Genomic DNA, 16,042 nt, shown 5'->3' with positions numbered 1-16,042 from the left:
GGAACCGCTGAAGGCGGTTCCCCGGCACCTCCGCCCACTCAGTCCTTGCCCGTCTCGCCGAGCCAGCGGGCGAGCCTTCCGGCCCTGGCCAGGGCCGTGAGACGCTGTTCCGTCGCTTCGCGGAGCCTCGGCGTCGTCAGCACGATGAGCTGGTCGTTCGAGCGCAGGCGGTCGTGGTTCGCCGGGACGAAGAGGTGGTCGCCCCGCACGATCCCGGCGATGGCGCTCCCCTCGGGCAGGCGCAGCTCGAAGATCCGGATGCCCGCCAGCCCGGACTGCTTCGGGACCGTGATCGTCAGGACCTCGCCGTCCACCGCGTCCAGCGGTGCGGTCTCGATGTCGACCTCCTGCACCAGCCCCTGCTGCGACAGCCCGAGGCGCTTCGCCACCCACGGCAGCGTCGGGCCCTGCAGCAGGGTGAACACCACCACGAGGATGAACACGATGTCCCACAGCGCCTGGCCGCCCGGCAGACTCTCGGACCGGGGAATGGTGGCGAGGACGATCGGCACCGCCCCGCGCAGTCCCGCCCATGCGATCAACGTCTGCTCCCGAACCGAGAACCGGAACGGAGTGAGGCACAGCAGCACCGACAGCGGCCGCGCCACCAGGGTGAGCACGCTGCCGAGGATGAGCGCCGGGATCACCGAGTCCAGCAGGTTCCCCGGACTCGCCAGCAGGCCGAGCATGACGAACATGCCCAGCTGGGCCATCCAGCCCAGGCCGGTCGCGAACGACTGCGTGGCCGCGCGGTGAGGCAGCCGCGAATTGCCCAGGATCAGCGCCGCCAGGTACGCGGCGATGAAGCCCGAGGCGTTCAGCGCTCCGGCCAATGCGAAGCCCGCCAGCCCGAGGCTGAAGACCGCCAGCGGATAGAGCCCGGACACCGGCAGCGCCAGGCGCCGCAGCAGCCACGCCCCGCCGAATCCGACCGCCAACCCGATGGCCGTGCCCGCGGTCAGCTGCCAGGCGAGGGTCCCGATCAGGTTCGCGGTGCTCGGGACGCCGGCCGCCGAGGAGAACGCCAGCACCAGGATCACCGCCGGGGCGTCGTTGAACCCCGACTCGGCCTCCAGCGTCCCGGACAGCCTCTTCGGCAGTCCCGCTCCGCGCAGCTCCGAGAACACGGCCGCAGCGTCGGTCGAGGCGACCACCGCCCCGAGGATCAGCGAAGTCTGCCAGGAGAATCCGAGCAGGTAGTGCGCGCCCGAGGCCACGACCGCGACGCTGATGCCCACGCCGGCCGTCGCCAATATGCCCGCCGGCGCCAGCTGGCCCCTGATGGCGCGCCACCGCGTGGTCAGGCCGCCCTCGATGAGGATGAGCGCCAAGGCGGACGTGCCGACGACCTGCGCGAGTTCGAAATCGCCGAAGGGAATCCCCAGACCGTCCTCACCGAGGACGATGCCGGCCCCCAGGAACACCAGCAGGGCGGGGAGGCCGAGCCGGTGCGTGGCCCGGATCGCGGCGATGGAGGCGAGCACGGTGACGCAGCCGATCAGCAGAACGATGTACAACTGGGGCAACGTCACGCCCGGAGCTTAACCGATACCCGGTGTCACGGTAGTTTCGTCGGGTTTCCGGTTCACCACCCCGTGGCCTAGGATCGTTCCGTGGAAGAGCGCGAAGGCGAAGGCGTCGGCGTCACCGACGGGTACGAGCGGCTGTGGACGCCGCACCGCATGTCCTACATCAAAGGCGAGGGCAAGCCCACCGGCGACGACGCCGACATCGAGGGCTGCCCGTTCTGCGAGATCCCCAAGCTCGACGACGTCGGCGGCAACATCGTCGCCCGCGGGCAGACGATGTACACGGTCATGAACAAGTACCCGTACAACAACGGCCACCTCATGGTCGTGCCCTTCCGGCACGTGCCCGACTACACCGACCTCGACGCCGACGAGGTGGCCGAGATGGGCCGGCTCACCCAGCGCGCCATGACCGTCCTCCGCGCCGTCATGGGCGCGCACGGGTTCAACATCGGCATGAACCAGGGCCAGGTCGCCGGGGCGGGCATCGCCGGCCACCTCCACCAGCACATCGTCCCCCGCTGGGGCGGCGACGCCAACTTCATGCCCATCATCGGCCGCACCAAGACCCTCCCGCAGCTCCTGTCCGACACCCGCGCCGACCTGGCGGCCGCATGGGAGCGGGTGTGACCGGACCGGCACCGTTAGAGTCAAGGCATGCCGCTCCCGGGCCCGATCCGGGAACGGGCCCCGCACCCACTCGCCCGAACACCCACCTGGGCGATGCCGAGAAAACAGGAGACCATGGCGAAGTTCCTCCGGACCTCCGGCCGAGCGGGCGTACGCCGGTACGTCGACGCCGCCGCGAAGGTCCTCATCCGAGCGGGCGTGTCCGCCAACGCCGTCACCGTCACGGGGACCGCCGTCGTCGTGGCCGCCTCCGTGCTGCTGCTCGCCCGCGGCGCGCTCCTCGCGGGCCTCATCGTGGTCGGGCTGTCCGTCCTCACCGACATGCTCGACGGCGCGATCGCCCGCGTCAAGGGCACCATCAGCCGCTTCGGCGCGCTCCTCGACTCCACGTGCGACCGCCTCGCCGACGGCGCGATCTTCGCGGGACTGGCCTACTGGCTCCTCACCGAGGACCGCGGTCTCGGCTGCGCGCTGGCGCTGTGGGTCCTCATCGCCTCCCAGCTGGTCTCGTACGTCAAGGCCCGCGCCGAAGGCCTCGGCGCCGAATGCAACGTCGGCATCGCCGAACGGCCCGAACGCCTCATCATCGCCGCGCTCGCGGTCCTCGTCGAGATCCTCGGCGTCCCGTGGTCCCTGGAGGCCGGCCTGGGCCTGCTCGCCGTGCTCGCGTCGATCACCGTGGTCCAGCGGCTCCTCCACGCGCGCAACGTCCTCGCCGCGGGGGAGGAGCGCGTCGATGTCTGAGCGCATGACCGAGCTGGCCTACCTGGCCGCCTGGCGGGGCGTGCGGCTCCTGCCCGAGCGCGCCGCCGCGGCGCTGGGCAACCGCTTCGCCGACCGGGCCGTGAAGCAGGACGGCCGCGCCGTCCGGCAGCTGCGCAGGAACCTCGCGCGCGTCGTCGACGGCGAACCGGGCGAGGACCTGATCCGCGAGGCCATGCGCTCCTACGCCCGCTACTGGATCGAGGCCTTCCGGCTCCCGTCGATGAGCACCGCCGACCTCGAGCGCAAGTTCGAGATGAACGGCTACGAACCCGTCCACGAGCGCGCCCGACGCGGCCTGGGATCCATCGTGGCCCTGCCCCACTGCGGGAACTGGGACTTCGCCGGGGCCTGGGTCGGTTCGGTCGCGGGCGACCAGCTCACCACCGTCGCCGAGCGCCTCAAACCCGAAGGGGTCTACCGCCGCTTCCTCGAATACCGCGAGTCCCTCGGCATGAAGATCATCCCCACCTCCGGCAGCGACCGCAACCCGCAGGCGGCCCTCGGGGAGGCGCTCGGCGCCGGTCACGTGGTCGCGCTCGTCGCCGACCGGGACCTGAGCCGCAGCGGCACCGACGTCAAGTTCTTCGGCGAGGCCACGACGTTCCCGACCGGGCCGGCGCTGCTGGCCATCCGCAACCGCGTGGAGCTGTTCACCGCGAACATCCACTACGAGCCCGACCGCGCCGTCTGCCACATCACGGGCCCGGTCGACACCGGCACCGGCCCGCTGCGCGAGCGCGTCGCCGTCACGACCCAGCGCATGGCCGAGGCCTTCGAGGCGGGCATCCGCGCCCACCCGGCCGACTGGCACATGCTCCAGCGCTTCTGGACGGCCGACTTCGAGTCCCGGGACTCCTGATGGAGGCCCTGCGGATCGGGATCGTCAGCCCGTACTCCTTCGACGTTCCCGGCGGCGTCCAGTTCCACATCCGCGACCTGGCCGAGACGCTCATCGCCGCCGGCCACGACGTCTCGGTGCTCGCCCCCGCCACCGAGACCGAGGGCCTGCCGGACTTCGTCGTCCCCGGCGGCAAGGCCGTCGCGGTGCCCTACAACGGCTCCATCGCCCGCCTCGCCTTCGGCCCGCGCTCGGCCGCGCGGGTGCGCCGATGGTGCAGTGAAGGCGACTTCGACGTCGTCCACGTGCACGAGCCGCTCACCCCCTCCCTCTCGTGCCTCGCGGTCCTCAACGCCCGCTGCCCCGTCGTCGCCACCTTCCACACCGCGATGACCCGCTCCCGGATGCTCGCCGCCGGCAAGCACATGGCCCAGCTCGTCCTCGAAAGCCTCTCCGCGCGCATCGCCGTCAGCCCCTACGCCCGCAAGGTCCAGGTCGAGCACCTCGGCGGCGGCGCGGTCGAGATCCCCAACGGCGTGCCCGTCGCCTTCTACCGCGACGCCGCCCCCCTCGAATCCCTGCCCGACGGCCCCACGATCGGCTTCATGGGCCGCTACGAAGAGCCCCGCAAGGGCTTCCCGATCCTCCGCGAGGCCTTCACGCAGCTCGCCGCCGACCGGCCCGACCTGCACCTGGTCGTCGTCGGCCGCGGCGATCCCGAAGCCGCCGTCGACGGACTCGACCCCGCGATCGCCTCCCGCATCCACTTCCTCGGCGGTGTCTCCGACGAGGTGAAGGCCTCCATGCTCACCGGCGTCGACCTCTACGTCGCCCCCAACACCGGCGGCGAGTCCTTCGGCATGATCCTCACCGAGGCCATGGCCGCCGGGACCTGCGTCCTCGCCTCCGACATCGAGGCGTTCCGCTCGGTCCTGGACGACGGCACCGCCGGGGAGCTCTTCGCCGTCGGCGACGCCGCCGACCTCGCCGCCAAGGCCGGCCGCCTCCTCGACGACCACACCCTGCGCAAGGCCTACGTCGAACGCGCCGACGAATGGGTCCGGCGCTACGACTGGCCCGAGGTCGCCGCCCGGCTCCTGGAGGTCTACCGGGCCGCCATCGAAGCGGGCACCGAACGCCGCCGCTGAGACCCGCTCACGCCGCGGGCGCGGGCCCGCGGCCCGTCCGGAGCACCCGCCGCCGGGGAACCGGCGGCGGACGCCTGCCCGTACGATGAGGCCGATGTGGTGGTTGGCTGTGCTCGTGACGATCGTGGCCGTCGTCGGCGCGTACGCGACGTGGACGGTCACCCGGGTCGAACGTCTCCACCGCCGCGCCCGCGCCGCCGAGAGCGCCCTCCTCGCCAAACTCGACGACCGCGCCGAGACCGTCCTCAAGTTCGTCGGCCACCCCGGCTTCGAGGAGGTCGTCGCCCTCGCCCTCTCCGTCGTCGCCGTCCCCGCCGACACCCAGCGGCAGCGCGAGCTGCGCGAATACGCCGAGAACGACCTCACCCGGGCGCTGCGCGAACTCGCGGCCGACCCGGTCTGGAGCGAGGACCTGGAGTCCGCGAACCGGCGCGTCGCGCTGGCGCGGCAGATCCACTCCGACTTCGTGCGCGACGCGGTCGCCTCGCGCTCCCTGCCGATGGCGGTCCTGCTCCGCCTGCACCACCGGCTGCCGCGCCCCGCGTACTGGGACATCGAGGACCCGGTGGGCGATTCCGGCTCACGGTGAACGGTTTGTATCGAGGGGCTTGTGAGGCGGGTCGCGGCGTAGAATCGTCCAGGTCAGATCCACCCCTGTGATTGCGACGAACCTACCTCAGATGGAGCCGGTGACCGTGTCAGAGACCCAGAAGACCGAGGCCGAGATCGGGACCGCCCGCGTCAAGCGCGGTATGGCCGACATGCTGAAGGGCGGCGTCATCATGGACGTCGTCACCCCCGAGCAGGCCAGGATCGCCGAGGACGCCGGAGCCGTCGCGGTGATGGCGCTCGAACGCGTCCCCGCCGACATCCGCGCCGAGGGCGGCGTCTCGCGCATGAGCGACCCGGACATGATCGACGGCATCGTCGAGGCCGTCTCGATCCCGGTGATGGCCAAGGCCCGGATCGGCCACTTCGTGGAGGCCCAGGTCCTGGAGTCCCTCGGCGTCGACTACGTGGACGAGTCCGAGGTCCTCACCCCGGCCGACGAGGCCAACCACATCGACAAGTGGCAGTTCAACGTGCCGTTCGTGTGCGGCGCGACCAACCTCGGCGAGGCCCTGCGCCGCATCGGCGAGGGCGCGGCCATGATCCGCTCCAAGGGCGAGGCCGGCACCGGCAACGTCGTGGAGGCCACCCGCCACATGCGCCAGATCCGCCAGGACATCGGCCGCCTCACCACCCTCGACGACGCCGAGCTCTACGCCGCCGCCAAGGAACTCCGCGCGCCGTACGAGCTCGTCGCGGAGGTCGCGCGGCTCGGCAGGCTCCCGGTGGTGCTCTTCACCGCCGGCGGCATCGCCACCCCGGCCGACGCGGCCATGATGATGCAGCTGGGCGCCGAGGGCGTCTTCGTCGGCTCGGGCATCTTCAAGTCCGGCGACCCCGCCAAGCGCGCCGCCGCGATCGTCAAGGCCACCGCCTTCCACGACGACCCGAAGGTCATCGCCGAGGTCTCGCGCGGCCTCGGCGAGGCCATGGTCGGCATCAACGTCGACTCCCTGAGCGAGGAGCAGAAGCTCGCCAAGCGCGGCTGGTAGCACCGGACGAACGGCAGGGCCCGAGCGCGTGCGCTCGGGCCCTGCCGCGTGCGTCTCAAAAATCAAAGAGCGCCCCACCGGTCTGCACGACCGCCTCGCAGCGGTTGCCGTAGGTCCCCATGAAGAACCGCGGCGTCCCGTGCCAGTGACCGGCCACGACCACGTGCACCGGCGCGTACTCCTTCGTGCAGAGCCCGTCGGCGGCTTCGATCGCGTCGACGTGCCCCTCGGCCCGCTCCAGCTGGTCGCACACCGCGGCGGCGTTCGGGTGCTCGCTCGACTCCTGCGGGCACGAGAGGGTCATCGCCTCCACGCCTTCGCCGTTCGAGGAGGCGATGCGGATCATCATCTGGCTGTGCGGGCGGTCGGCGCCGCCGGGACCGGCCGGCATCGAATGCACCTGCTGGAACGACATCGCATGGGCGGGTGCGGAACCCAGGGCCAAGAGAGCGGAGGCGCCTACGATGGCGGCGCCGGCCGCGGTGAGCTTCTTCATGGGCCGATCATATGGAGCCGAAGGCGCGCAATCGGACTTCGACACTCCGAGCCCCGCCTACGCTTGGAACCATGAAAGCAACCGACCTCGATCAGCTCCCGACCGCCGACCTCCAGCACCGCGCCTTCGCCCTGGCGCGCGAGCGCCGCGACTGGCGCTTCTTCATCGAACTGTTCCGGCACACCCCGACCGCGCTGGACTCCGAGGACCTCGACCCGGACGTGGCCGAGATCGGGGTGGCGATCGACGACCTGCTCGGGATGTGGCGCGAGGCCACGAAGGGCGACTGGGGTTCAGCGGAGCCGCTGGCCCGCGCCGCCTTCATCGACTACATCCTGAAGCACGGCTCAGAGTCGGAGGGCCCGAAGGATTAGTCCTCCGCTTCGCCGGCTTTCGCCCGCCGGGTTCCGGACTCGCTGAGCCAGTAGCGGATGTCGCTGGAGAAGAGCCACCACAGGGCCAGCACCGAAGCGAAGACCCACGGGGCCACGTACAGACCGAACACCGTCGACATGAACATCCCGATGATGAACAGGACCGCGGTGGCGCCGACGGCCCACCAGCGCACGACCTTGAGGCGGGTCTTGAACCGGATGGCGCACAGCGCGCCGATGATCGCGGCGACGATCGCGAAGCCCGCGATGACGAGGTTCGAGACCATGAAGTTCGTGCTCTGGTACAGCTCGAAGGCCTGCTGGGCGGTCGCCGCCGGGTCGTCGACGGCGTCGCTCCCCTCATAGATCGACTGGAGGTCCTCGACCGTGGCCCCGCGCAGCGAGAAGGTGTAGAAGGCGAGGATGTTGCCCGCGATCACGGCGCAGACGACCTGGATCCACATCGCGATCTGCAACCGGAGGAGCTTCCGGCGGGGCATCGCGTCGTCGGCGTCCTCGTCGGGACCGACGGGGTCCTTGTCGCGGCCGAAGTTCGGTTGCGGGAGCATCTATGTGGCCTTTCAGCGGTGTCGGCGGGGCCGCCTCGCGGCCACGCCCGGGGGCTAGTGGTTGAACCAGCGGCGGGCGAAGCGCTCGGTCAGCGTCCCGATGATCGTAATCGGCGCGATGAGCAGGCCGATGCACAGCGCCCAGTACAGTCCGCTGGTGAACAGCAGCCAGGCGAGGCCGACGATGGCGGCGACCTGCACGAGCAGGATCAGCACCCACAGGACGCGCCACTGGAAGTGCATGAGCGCGATCGCCAGCAGCAGGAAGAGCGCCAGTCCGCCGAGGCCCGCCGCGCCGCGGTAGACGTCGTGCTCGGCGGCGGGCGGCACGAAGTCCCGTGCGGTGTGGTGCAGCAGCACGAGGAGACCGCCGACGACCAGGGCGATCGCCGCCTCGATCCACATCGCGTTGCGACCGGCTCGGACGGCGCGGGGCATCGGATTGCGCTTCGACGTCTTCGGCATGGTCTTCGGCATGATCGTCTTACTCCAGGCTCAGGGGTGAGGCACGTTCGATCGCAGACTTTAACGGATCGTCACCTGCCCTCCGAGTTCAGGCCGGTTTCGGTCACAGTGACGATCGCGCGGCTGGGCAGGCGGGAGAACCGGAATTACGCTTGACGCGCCCGTCGACCCGACTTGTTTGGAGTGCTCTCATGACCGTGCCCTTGATCGGCGTGCTCGCCCTGCAGGGCGACGTGGTCGACCACATGCGCGCGCTGGAGGCCGCGGGCGCGAAGGCGGTCCCGGTGCGCCGCGCGGCCGAGCTCGACGCCGTCGACGGCCTGGTGATCCCCGGCGGGGAGTCCACCGCCATGAGCAAGCTCCTGGAGGCCTTCGACCTGTTCGACCCGGTCAAGAAGCGCCTCGACGAGGGGATGCCCGCGTTCGGGTCCTGCGCGGGCATGATCATGCTCGCCGACGAGGTCCTCGACGGACGACCCGACCAGCGTTCCTTCGGCGTCATCCCGATGACCGTTCGCCGCAACGCCTTCGGCCGCCAAGTGGACTCCTTCGAGACCGAGATCGGCATCGAGGGGATATCCGGCGCCCCGTTCCGGGCGGTGTTCATCCGCGCTCCGTGGGTCGAGCGGGTCGGCGACGGGGTCGCGGTGCTCGGCAGGGTCGAGAACGGTGGCGATTCCGGTGACGCGCCGGACGGTAGGATCGTCGCCGTACGCGCCGGCGCCTGCCTGGCCACCTCCTTCCACCCTGAGGTGACCCCTGACGCGCGGGTGCACGAGTACTTCGTGGACATGGTCCGCGGCACGGCCGCGGAACCCGCCGTCCGCTAGCAACGTCGAGCAGTAGGAACGAGGAACGCCGGAATGAGTGGCCACTCCAAGTGGGCGACGACCAAGCACAAGAAGGCCGCGATCGACGCCAAGCGGGGCAAGATCTTCGCGAAGCTCATCAAGAACATCGAGGTCGCGGCGCGCACTGGCGGTCCTGACCCCGCGGGCAACCCGACGCTGTTCGACGCGATCCAGAAGGCCAAGAAGAGCTCGGTCCCCAACGACAACATCGACCGCGCGGTCAAGCGCGGCGGCGGCCTGGACGGCGGCGGCGTCGACTACGAGACGCTCATGTACGAAGGCTACGCGCCGGGCGGCGTCGCGGTCCTCATCGAGTGCCTGACCGACAACCGCAACCGGGCGGCGGCCGAGGTCCGCGTGGCGCTGACGCGCAACGGCGGCTCCCTGGGCGAGGCCGGCTCGGTCGGCTACATGTTCTCCCGCAAGGGCGTCATCATCGTCCCGGCCGGCGGCGAGCTCACCGAGGACGACATCCTCATGGCGGTGCTCGACGCGGGCGCCGAAGAGGTCAACGACCTCGGCGAGGGCGGCTTCGAGGTCCTGTGCGAACCCACCGACCTGGTCGCGGTGCGCACCGCCCTCCAGGACGCCGGGATCGACTACGACTCGGCCGAGGCGGGCTTCCAGCCCTCCGTGCACATCGCGGTCGACGCCGAGGGCGCCCGCAAGGTCATGCGCGTCGTCGACGCGCTGGAGGACTCGGACGAGGTCCAGAACGTGTGGACCAACGCCGACATCTCCGACGAGGTCCTCGCCGAACTCGACGCCGAGGTCTAGGCGGACGAAGACGCCAGCCCGAGCCGGACGAGGACACCGGCCGAGGCGGATGCGGCGGGCCCGGAGCGCCCCGCGCACTCGCGGTTCAGCGAGTGCGCGGGCGCTCCGGGCCCGCCTCGCGTTCCCGGCGGGTTTGCCCCACGGCGCGAGCGGGCACTTCCCGCGCATGACCGAGCAAGTCTTCGCCGATCGGAGTGCCGCTGGACGGGCGCTGGCCCGTCGGCTGGGGGAGTACCGGGGCCGCGAGGACACCGTGGTCCTGGGACTGCCGCGCGGCGGCGTGCCGGTGGCCTTCGAGATCGCGCGGAACCTCCGTGCGCCCCTCGACGTCTTCGCCGTGCGCAAGGTCGGCGCCCCCGGCCAGCACGAGCTGGCGATGGGCGCGATCGCCTCCGGTGGCGCCACGGTCACGAACGACCAGGTGGTCCACGCCTTCGGCATCTCCCCCGAGGAGTTCGACCGGGCGGCCGAACGCGAGAGCGCCGAACTGCGGCGCCGCGAGGATGCCTATCGGAACGACCGGCCGCCGCTGGACCTCGCAGGCAAGACGGCGCTGCTGGTCGACGACGGACTCGCGACCGGCGCGACCATGCGCGTGGCGGTCCGGGCGGTACGCGAACTGGGGCCCGCGCGGGTCGTGGCGGCAGTCCCCGTCGCCCCCGATGCGGCCCTGCGCGAGCTGGCCCCGCTCGTGGACGAGGTCGTCTGCGCGCACACCCCGAGGGACTTCACGGCCGTCGGCGAGTGGTACGTCGACTTCGGCCAGACCACCGACGAGGAGGTGGCGAACCTCCTCACCGCCGCCTCCGGCGACGGCAAGGAGGAGGAGTGAGCGCCTCGGTCAGGACGCCTTCGGGGTCAGGTACCGCTTGAACCAGTCCCGGGCCAGCTCCGCCGCGTCCCCCAGGGGTCCCGCCTCCTCGAACAGCCCGCCCGCCTCGGGCACCACGGTGAGATTGCCGGCCCCGCCCAGCAACCGCTTGGCCTCGCGGTGGCCGTCGAGCGCGGCCTCGTCGCGTCCGCCGACGATGAGCAGCACGGGCGCGGTCACGTCGCCGAGCCGCTCGCTCGCGAGTTCGGGCTGCCCGCTCAACGAGACGACCGCGCCGACATGCACGTCGGCAGCGGCCCAGAGTGCGGCCGCGGTGCCGGCGCCCTCCCCGAAATACCCGATCGGGAGGCCTCGGGTCTCCTGCTGATCGCGGAGCCAGCCGGTCGCCTGCGCGAGGCGCTCGGCGAGCAGCGGCACCTCGGGCAGGTTCCCGCGGGCCTGCGTCTCGTACGGGGCGACCAGGTCCATCCCCAGCGTCCCGATACCGGCCTGGTGCAGCGTATGGGCGACGATGCGGTCCCGGTCGTCGCGGCGGACCGATCCCGAGTCGCGGGCGAACAGCACCACGGCCCCGGGATCGTCGGGCAGCGCCAGGTCGGCTTCGCGTTCGTCGGAGCCGACAGGGATCGTCACGGATGTCGTTTCCATGCGGCCGGGAGTACCCGACCCGGCATGGGCTACGCGTTCACGACCGGGTCGCGGCGGTAGACCCGGATGGTCCATGCGACCGCGAGCGCCGTGGCGGCGGCGTAGACCGACAGGCCCAAGGTCATGTTCGCCAGGGTCACCCCGCCGATCGTGGCCAGCGCGGGCATCGCGCCGCCCGCGCCCATCTGGAGCGAGCCCATGAAGGCCGAGGCGGTGCCGGCGATCTGCGGCGGCTGCGAGGACATCGCGGCCGCGCCCGCGTTCGGGAAGACCACGCCGCAGCCGAACATCATGAGGACGATCCCGGCCGGGACGGTCCACAGGTTCTCGGCGCCCGCGAACTGGACCCCGGCGATCCACAGGACGCCGGCCAGCGAGATCACCATGCCCACGATCATGCGCTGGTTCGACTGGCTGCGGTCGATCATCAGCATGTTCGCCTGGTTCCCGGCGAGCAGCGCCAGCGTGCCCGCGGCGAACAGGAGCGAATAGAAGCCCGGAGAGGCCCCCAGCTCCTCCTGCGCGATGAAGCTGAACGTCGAGACGTACGTGAAGAGCATGGAGAAGTTCATGATCACGACGAGCGTCGGCGCGATGAAGTGCGCGTCCCGCACCAGCGTGCCGAGCGAGGCGGCGAACTCGCGCCCGCCCATCGACCGGCGCTCCCGGGCCGGAAGGCTCTCGGGCAGGAACTTCCACACCAGGAAGGTCGAGAGCACCGACAGGACCGCCATGAACACGAAGACCGTCTGCCACGGGCCGAAGCGGATGAGCTGCGCCCCGACGATCGGCCCCAGCATCGGCGCGAGCATCGTGACGAACATCATCTTCGCCGTGAACCGGGTCATGTCGTCGCCGTGGAAGTGGTCGCGGATGACCGCGCGGGCCACGACGACGCCGGCCGCGCCGCTGAGGCCCTGCGCGAACCGCATCGCGATGAGCAGGTCCGCGCTCGTGGCGATCGCGCACACCAGCGAGGTCAGCGTGAACACCGACATGCCGATGAGCAGCGGCCGTCGGCGGCCGAAGCGGTCGGAGAGCGGGCCGATGAAGGCCTGCCCGATCCCCATGCCGATCATCATGGAGGTCAACGTGAGCTGGATGCGGCTCTCGGGCGAGCCGAGGGCGTCGGCCATCGCGGGGAACGCGGGGAGGTAGAGGTCGATGGCGATCGGCGCGGTCGCCGAGAGGGCACCGAGCACGAACACCATCGTGGCGATGAATCGTCGCGAGTGTCCGGACGCGGTGGCGGGCGGCATGAAGGCGGCAGCAGACACGGTGATCCCAACCAGAGGTTCGCGGAGTGGATTGCAGGACAACGGGGAACCGGACCCACGGCTCGCCTGCTCGCCGATGGGAGGCGGTGCGGTGCGTCCGGCCGCTTCCCACCCAATCACGTCACTAGCCGACCGGCAAGTGGTTTATGGGCAAGGCCACCAGGTCGATTCGCGGAGGACGGTGACATGCCGGGACCGTCCCGATTCGCACCGCCGCCGGGCCCGCCGACGTGCTTCGAGCCGAACGTCGGTGCGGCCGGATAAGCTGGCGCGAACCGAGCGACAGGAGGAACGCGTGCGCGTCATGGGGATCGACCCGGGTCTGACCCGATGCGGCTTCGGGGTGGTCGACGGCCGCGCCGGCGCGCCGGGCGCCATGGTCGCCGTCGGCGTGGTCCGCACCGACCCCGAAGCGCCCCTTGCCGAACGGCTCCTCGCTCTCGACGACGGCCTGCGCGCGATCCTCGAGGAGCACCAGCCCGAGGCCGTCGCCGTCGAACGGGTCTTCAGCCAGCACAACGTGGCCAGTGTCATCGGCACCGCCCAGGCCTCCGGCATCGCGCTGCTCGCCGGCGCGCGCCTCGGCCTGCCGACCGCGACCTACACGCCCTCCGAAGTCAAGTCCGCCGTCTGCGGCAACGGCACCGCCGACAAGCGCCAGGTCACCACCATGGTCACCCGCATCCTCCGCTTGAAGGAGCCGCCGAAACCCGCCGACGCCGCGGACGCCTTGGCGATCGCCGTGTGCCACCTGTGGCGCGGCGGCGTGAAGGCCCGCATCAGCGCCGCTCTCGACGACAACGCCGCCCGCCACGGCAGCGCCGCGGTCGGCGAGGAGCGCCGCCGATGATCGCCCAGCTCACCGGAACCGTTGCCGCCGCAGGGGAGTCCTACGCCGTGATCGACGTCGGCGGCGTCGGTTACGCCGTGCACGCCGGCCCCCACACGCTCGCGAACCTCAAGGTCGGCTCCGAAGTCGTCCTCGCGATCTCCACGGTCGTCCGCGAGGACTCGATCACCTTGCACGGCTTCAACACCGCCGAGGAACGCGACCTGTTCGAGCTGCTGCAGAACGCCCAGAAGATCGGCCCGCGCATCGCCCGCGACGCCGTCGAGTCCCTGCGGCCCGACGTCATCCGCCGCGCCATCGCCACCGGCGACACCGCGACCCTCTCGCGCATCCCCGGCGTCGGCAAGAAGAGCGCCGAGCGCATCGTGCTCGACCTCGCCGACAAGATCGGCCCCGTCGACCTCGGCGGTCCCCCCAAGCAGGGCGGCAACCGCCCCGGCGGCTGGCGCACCCAGGTCTCCCAGGGTCTCCAGGCGCTCGGCTGGTCCGCCAAGGAGGCCGAGACCGCCATCGAGAAGCTCGACGCCGAGGGCGCCGACGGCACCGACGTCCCCACGCTCCTCAAGCAGGCCATCCGACTCCTCGGGAAGCGATAAGCCATGGCGTACGAAACCACGGACGAACCCGATTACACGCCGGAGGAATGGAGCGCGGCGCTCACCGCCGCCGAGGCCACCGAGCTCGACCGCCTGGCCGAGGCCGGCATCCGCCCCGGCAAGCTCGACGACGTCATCGGCCAGGCCCGCGTCCGCGAGCAGATCAGCCTCCTCCTCGAAGGCGCCCGCCGCCGCGGCGCCTCGCCCGACCACCTGCTCCTGTCGGGCCCGCCCGGCCTCGGCAAGACCACCCTCGCGATGATCGTCGCCGCCGAGCTCGGCGTCGGCCTGCGCCAGACCTCCGGCCCCGCCATCGAACGCTCCGGCGACCTCGCCGCGATCCTCACCAGCCTCGGCCCGAACGAAGTCCTCTTCATCGACGAGATCCACCGGATCGCCCGCCCCGCCGAAGAGCTCCTCTACACCGCCATGGAGGACTTCCGGGTCGACGTCATCGTCGGCAAGGGCCCCGGCGCGACCGCCATCCCGCTCGAACTCGAACCGTTCACCCTCGTCGGCGCCACCACCCGCGCCGGGCTCCTCACCGGACCCCTGCGCGACCGCTTCGGCTTCCTCGGGCAGCTCGAGTTCTACGGCGAGTCCGAACTCGAAGCGATCGTCACCCGCTCGGCGGGCATCCTCGACGTCGCCATCACCCCCGAAGGGGCCGCGGAGATCGCCGGGCGCTCCCGCGGCACGCCCCGCATCGCCAACCGGCTGCTGCGACGCGTCCGCGACTTCGCGCAGGTCCGCGCCGACGGCACCATCGACGCGAAGGTCGCCGCCGAAGCCCTGGCTCTCTACGACGTCGACGACCTGGGTCTCGACCGCCTCGACCGCGCCGTCCTGCGCGCCCTCTGCGGCACCTTCGGCGGCGGGCCGGTCGGCCTCACCACCATCGCCGTCGCGGTGGGGGAGCAGCCCGACACCGTCGAAGAGGTCTGCGAGCCGTTCCTCGTCCGCGCCGGACTCCTCGCCCGCACCCCCCGCGGCCGCGTCGCCACGCCCGCGGCCTGGCACCATCTCGGGCTCCAGCCCCCGAACGCCGAAGGGCTCTTCGGGTCGGGCAACGCGTAGGGTGGGCCGTGAGGACGGGGCGGCACCGGCCACGGGATAGACTCCGCCCACGTCACCCACTGAAACAGTGACCGAACAACACGAAAGGCACCATCGTGCTTTCAGCCGCAGACGTTCTCGCCCAAAGCTCGGGTGGCAGCAACCTGACGTTCATCATCATGATCGTGGGCTTCATCGCCCTGATGTACTTCGTGATGATCCGCCCGCAGAAGAAGCGGCAGCGGGAGCAGCAGAACATGCAGAACACCGTCGCCCCCGGCGCGCGCGTCATGACCATCGGCGGCCTCTACGGCACCGTGGTCGACGCCGACGAGGAGACCGTCACCCTCGAGGCCAGTGACGACAACTTCCTCGTCTTCGCCCGCCAGGCCATCGCCAAGGTCCTCACCCCGGCCGAGACCGAAGCCGAGGCCGAGACCGTCGAGGAGGTCGTCGCCGAAGAGGACGCCACCCTCACCGACGAGGACCTCGACAAGCTCCGCGCGACCGACGGCGAGACCGGCGGGGACGACAAGGACAAGCACGCCGGGAAGCCCGACCGCAAGGAGTACTAGGCGCTTCTGCGCCTTTGAGGCACCCGTCCTAGAATGAGCCCCGCCGAAGGTATGTGTGCGAGCCCACTCCCTCCGGTCGGCCCCGCGGTCGACCGGCGCCCGCTGCCCTCTGCGCGGTTCACGCTTTGGTGTCCGCCCCTATTCGAGTTCTGAGGAAGAGACCGA

Annotated in this window: 20 protein-coding genes; 14 read left to right on the top strand and 6 right to left on the bottom strand. The window is 71.2% G+C overall.

What is annotated here, in order from left to right; genetic code table 11:
• Positions 1–38 precede the first annotated feature (38 nt).
• A complete protein-coding gene (locus K3N28_RS01230) occupies positions 39–1,532 on the bottom strand; it encodes a potassium/proton antiporter (protein ID WP_228090653.1) in 1,494 nt (497 codons plus the stop codon).
• 81 nt (positions 1,533–1,613) lie between these two features.
• Here K3N28_RS01230 and K3N28_RS01225 point away from each other — a divergent pair, with 81 nt between their 5' ends.
• From K3N28_RS01225 to pdxS, 6 genes are all read left to right on the top strand, one after another.
• A complete protein-coding gene (locus tag K3N28_RS01225; protein WP_228090652.1) occupies positions 1,614–2,159 on the top strand; it encodes an HIT domain-containing protein in 546 nt (181 codons plus the stop codon).
• 114 nt (positions 2,160–2,273) lie between these two features.
• Positions 2,274–2,903 carry a phosphatidylinositol phosphate synthase gene (gene pgsA / locus K3N28_RS01220; RefSeq protein ID WP_228090651.1) on the top strand — a complete coding sequence of 210 codons (630 nt, stop codon included), beginning with the start codon at positions 2,274–2,276 and terminating at the stop codon, positions 2,901–2,903.
• A complete protein-coding gene (locus tag K3N28_RS01215) occupies positions 2,896–3,783 on the top strand; it encodes a phosphatidylinositol mannoside acyltransferase (protein ID WP_228090650.1) in 888 nt (295 codons plus the stop codon). Before pgsA ends, K3N28_RS01215 begins: the two co-directional genes overlap by 8 nt.
• An 8-nt stretch (positions 3,784–3,791) precedes the next feature.
• Positions 3,792–4,910, top strand: a complete 1,119-nt coding sequence (locus K3N28_RS01210) for a glycosyltransferase family 4 protein (RefSeq protein WP_374209660.1) — start codon at positions 3,792–3,794, stop codon at positions 4,908–4,910.
• Between the two features lie 94 nt (positions 4,911–5,004).
• Positions 5,005–5,499, top strand: coding sequence for a hypothetical protein (locus K3N28_RS01205; RefSeq protein WP_228090648.1), 495 nt, complete (start codon positions 5,005–5,007; stop codon positions 5,497–5,499).
• 91 nt (positions 5,500–5,590) lie between these two features.
• Positions 5,591–6,511 carry a pyridoxal 5'-phosphate synthase lyase subunit PdxS gene (gene pdxS, locus K3N28_RS01200; RefSeq protein WP_374209639.1) on the top strand — a complete coding sequence of 307 codons (921 nt, stop codon included), beginning with the start codon at positions 5,591–5,593 and terminating at the stop codon, positions 6,509–6,511.
• 55 nt (positions 6,512–6,566) lie between these two features.
• Here the strand turns inward: pdxS and K3N28_RS01195 are convergent, their stop codons facing one another.
• On the bottom strand, positions 6,567–7,007 hold the full coding sequence (locus K3N28_RS01195) for an SSI family serine proteinase inhibitor (protein WP_228090646.1): 441 nt from the start codon (positions 7,005–7,007) through the stop codon (positions 6,567–6,569).
• 71 nt (positions 7,008–7,078) lie between these two features.
• Here K3N28_RS01195 and K3N28_RS01190 point away from each other — a divergent pair, with 71 nt between their 5' ends.
• Complete coding sequence (locus K3N28_RS01190; protein ID WP_228090645.1) at positions 7,079–7,381, top strand: hypothetical protein; 303 nt, start codon at positions 7,079–7,081, stop codon at positions 7,379–7,381.
• Here K3N28_RS01190 and K3N28_RS01185 read toward each other — a convergent pair.
• A complete protein-coding gene (locus tag K3N28_RS01185) occupies positions 7,378–7,950 on the bottom strand; it encodes a hypothetical protein (RefSeq protein WP_228090644.1) in 573 nt (190 codons plus the stop codon). The genes K3N28_RS01190 and K3N28_RS01185 overlap by 4 nt on opposite strands.
• Before the next feature lie 54 nt (positions 7,951–8,004).
• Complete coding sequence (locus tag K3N28_RS01180; RefSeq protein WP_228090643.1) at positions 8,005–8,427, bottom strand: hypothetical protein; 423 nt, start codon at positions 8,425–8,427, stop codon at positions 8,005–8,007.
• A gap of 179 nt (positions 8,428–8,606) precedes the next feature.
• Between K3N28_RS01180 and pdxT the strand changes: the two genes are divergently transcribed.
• The 3 genes from pdxT to K3N28_RS01165 all read left to right on the top strand — a co-directional run bounded on the left by pdxT (position 8,607) and on the right by K3N28_RS01165 (position 10,875).
• The gene (pdxT, locus tag K3N28_RS01175) at positions 8,607–9,245 is read left to right on the top strand and encodes a pyridoxal 5'-phosphate synthase glutaminase subunit PdxT (RefSeq protein ID WP_228090642.1); all 639 of its coding nucleotides are present in this window, start codon (positions 8,607–8,609) and stop codon (positions 9,243–9,245) included.
• Between the two features lie 33 nt (positions 9,246–9,278).
• Positions 9,279–10,043 carry a YebC/PmpR family DNA-binding transcriptional regulator gene (locus K3N28_RS01170; protein WP_228090641.1) on the top strand — a complete coding sequence of 255 codons (765 nt, stop codon included), beginning with the start codon at positions 9,279–9,281 and terminating at the stop codon, positions 10,041–10,043.
• A 166-nt stretch (positions 10,044–10,209) separates the two neighbouring features.
• The gene (locus K3N28_RS01165; protein ID WP_228090640.1) at positions 10,210–10,875 is read left to right on the top strand and encodes a phosphoribosyltransferase; all 666 of its coding nucleotides are present in this window, start codon (positions 10,210–10,212) and stop codon (positions 10,873–10,875) included.
• Between the two features lie 9 nt (positions 10,876–10,884).
• Here K3N28_RS01165 and K3N28_RS01160 read toward each other — a convergent pair whose 3' ends face one another.
• Positions 10,885–11,508: a dienelactone hydrolase family protein gene (locus tag K3N28_RS01160; RefSeq protein WP_228090639.1), complete on the bottom strand. Its 624-nt coding sequence runs from the start codon at positions 11,506–11,508 to the stop codon at positions 10,885–10,887.
• A 44-nt stretch (positions 11,509–11,552) separates the two neighbouring features.
• Positions 11,553–12,800 (bottom strand): multidrug effflux MFS transporter, encoded by a 1,248-nt coding sequence (locus tag K3N28_RS01155; protein WP_228090638.1) that lies wholly within the window; start codon positions 12,798–12,800, stop codon positions 11,553–11,555.
• A gap of 295 nt (positions 12,801–13,095) precedes the next feature.
• Between K3N28_RS01155 and ruvC the strand changes: the two genes are divergently transcribed.
• The 4 genes from ruvC to yajC all read left to right on the top strand — a co-directional run bounded on the left by ruvC (position 13,096) and on the right by yajC (position 15,877).
• The gene (gene ruvC / locus K3N28_RS01150; protein WP_374209638.1) at positions 13,096–13,650 is read left to right on the top strand and encodes a crossover junction endodeoxyribonuclease RuvC; all 555 of its coding nucleotides are present in this window, start codon (positions 13,096–13,098) and stop codon (positions 13,648–13,650) included.
• Complete coding sequence (gene ruvA / locus K3N28_RS01145) at positions 13,647–14,246, top strand: Holliday junction branch migration protein RuvA (protein WP_228090637.1); 600 nt, start codon at positions 13,647–13,649, stop codon at positions 14,244–14,246. Before ruvC ends, ruvA begins: the two co-directional genes overlap by 4 nt.
• A 3-nt stretch (positions 14,247–14,249) precedes the next feature.
• Positions 14,250–15,323, top strand: coding sequence for a Holliday junction branch migration DNA helicase RuvB (ruvB, locus tag K3N28_RS01140; RefSeq protein ID WP_228090636.1), 1,074 nt, complete (start codon positions 14,250–14,252; stop codon positions 15,321–15,323).
• A 95-nt stretch (positions 15,324–15,418) separates the two neighbouring features.
• The gene (gene yajC / locus K3N28_RS01135; RefSeq protein ID WP_228090635.1) at positions 15,419–15,877 is read left to right on the top strand and encodes a preprotein translocase subunit YajC; all 459 of its coding nucleotides are present in this window, start codon (positions 15,419–15,421) and stop codon (positions 15,875–15,877) included.
• Positions 15,878–16,042: the final 165 nt, after the last annotated feature.

This window comes from Glycomyces sp. TRM65418 (genome assembly GCF_019710475.1).
Classification (GTDB): domain Bacteria; phylum Actinomycetota; class Actinomycetes; order Mycobacteriales; family Micromonosporaceae; genus Glycomyces.
The sequence above is the reverse complement of the archived record's forward strand: the minus strand, read 5'-3'. Positions and strand labels throughout refer to the sequence as shown.

Coding starts and splice junctions, on each gene's coding strand:
- pgsA (WP_228090651.1), top strand. CDS start 2,274: ATGGCGAAGTTCCTCCGGACCTCCGGCCGAGCGGGCGTACGCCGGTAC.
- K3N28_RS01215 (WP_228090650.1), top strand. CDS start 2,896: ATGTCTGAGCGCATGACCGAGCTGGCCTACCTGGCCGCCTGGCGGGGC.
- K3N28_RS01205 (WP_228090648.1), top strand. CDS start 5,005: ATGTGGTGGTTGGCTGTGCTCGTGACGATCGTGGCCGTCGTCGGCGCG.
- pdxS (WP_374209639.1), top strand. CDS start 5,591: ATGGAGCCGGTGACCGTGTCAGAGACCCAGAAGACCGAGGCCGAGATC.
- K3N28_RS01195 (WP_228090646.1), bottom strand. CDS start 7,007: ATGAAGAAGCTCACCGCGGCCGGCGCCGCCATCGTAGGCGCCTCCGCT.
- K3N28_RS01190 (WP_228090645.1), top strand. CDS start 7,079: ATGAAAGCAACCGACCTCGATCAGCTCCCGACCGCCGACCTCCAGCAC.
- K3N28_RS01185 (WP_228090644.1), bottom strand. CDS start 7,950: ATGCTCCCGCAACCGAACTTCGGCCGCGACAAGGACCCCGTCGGTCCC.
- K3N28_RS01180 (WP_228090643.1), bottom strand. CDS start 8,427: ATGCCGAAGACCATGCCGAAGACGTCGAAGCGCAATCCGATGCCCCGC.
- pdxT (WP_228090642.1), top strand. CDS start 8,607: ATGACCGTGCCCTTGATCGGCGTGCTCGCCCTGCAGGGCGACGTGGTC.
- K3N28_RS01170 (WP_228090641.1), top strand. CDS start 9,279: ATGAGTGGCCACTCCAAGTGGGCGACGACCAAGCACAAGAAGGCCGCG.
- K3N28_RS01165 (WP_228090640.1), top strand. CDS start 10,210: ATGACCGAGCAAGTCTTCGCCGATCGGAGTGCCGCTGGACGGGCGCTG.
- ruvA (WP_228090637.1), top strand. CDS start 13,647: ATGATCGCCCAGCTCACCGGAACCGTTGCCGCCGCAGGGGAGTCCTAC.
- ruvB (WP_228090636.1), top strand. CDS start 14,250: ATGGCGTACGAAACCACGGACGAACCCGATTACACGCCGGAGGAATGG.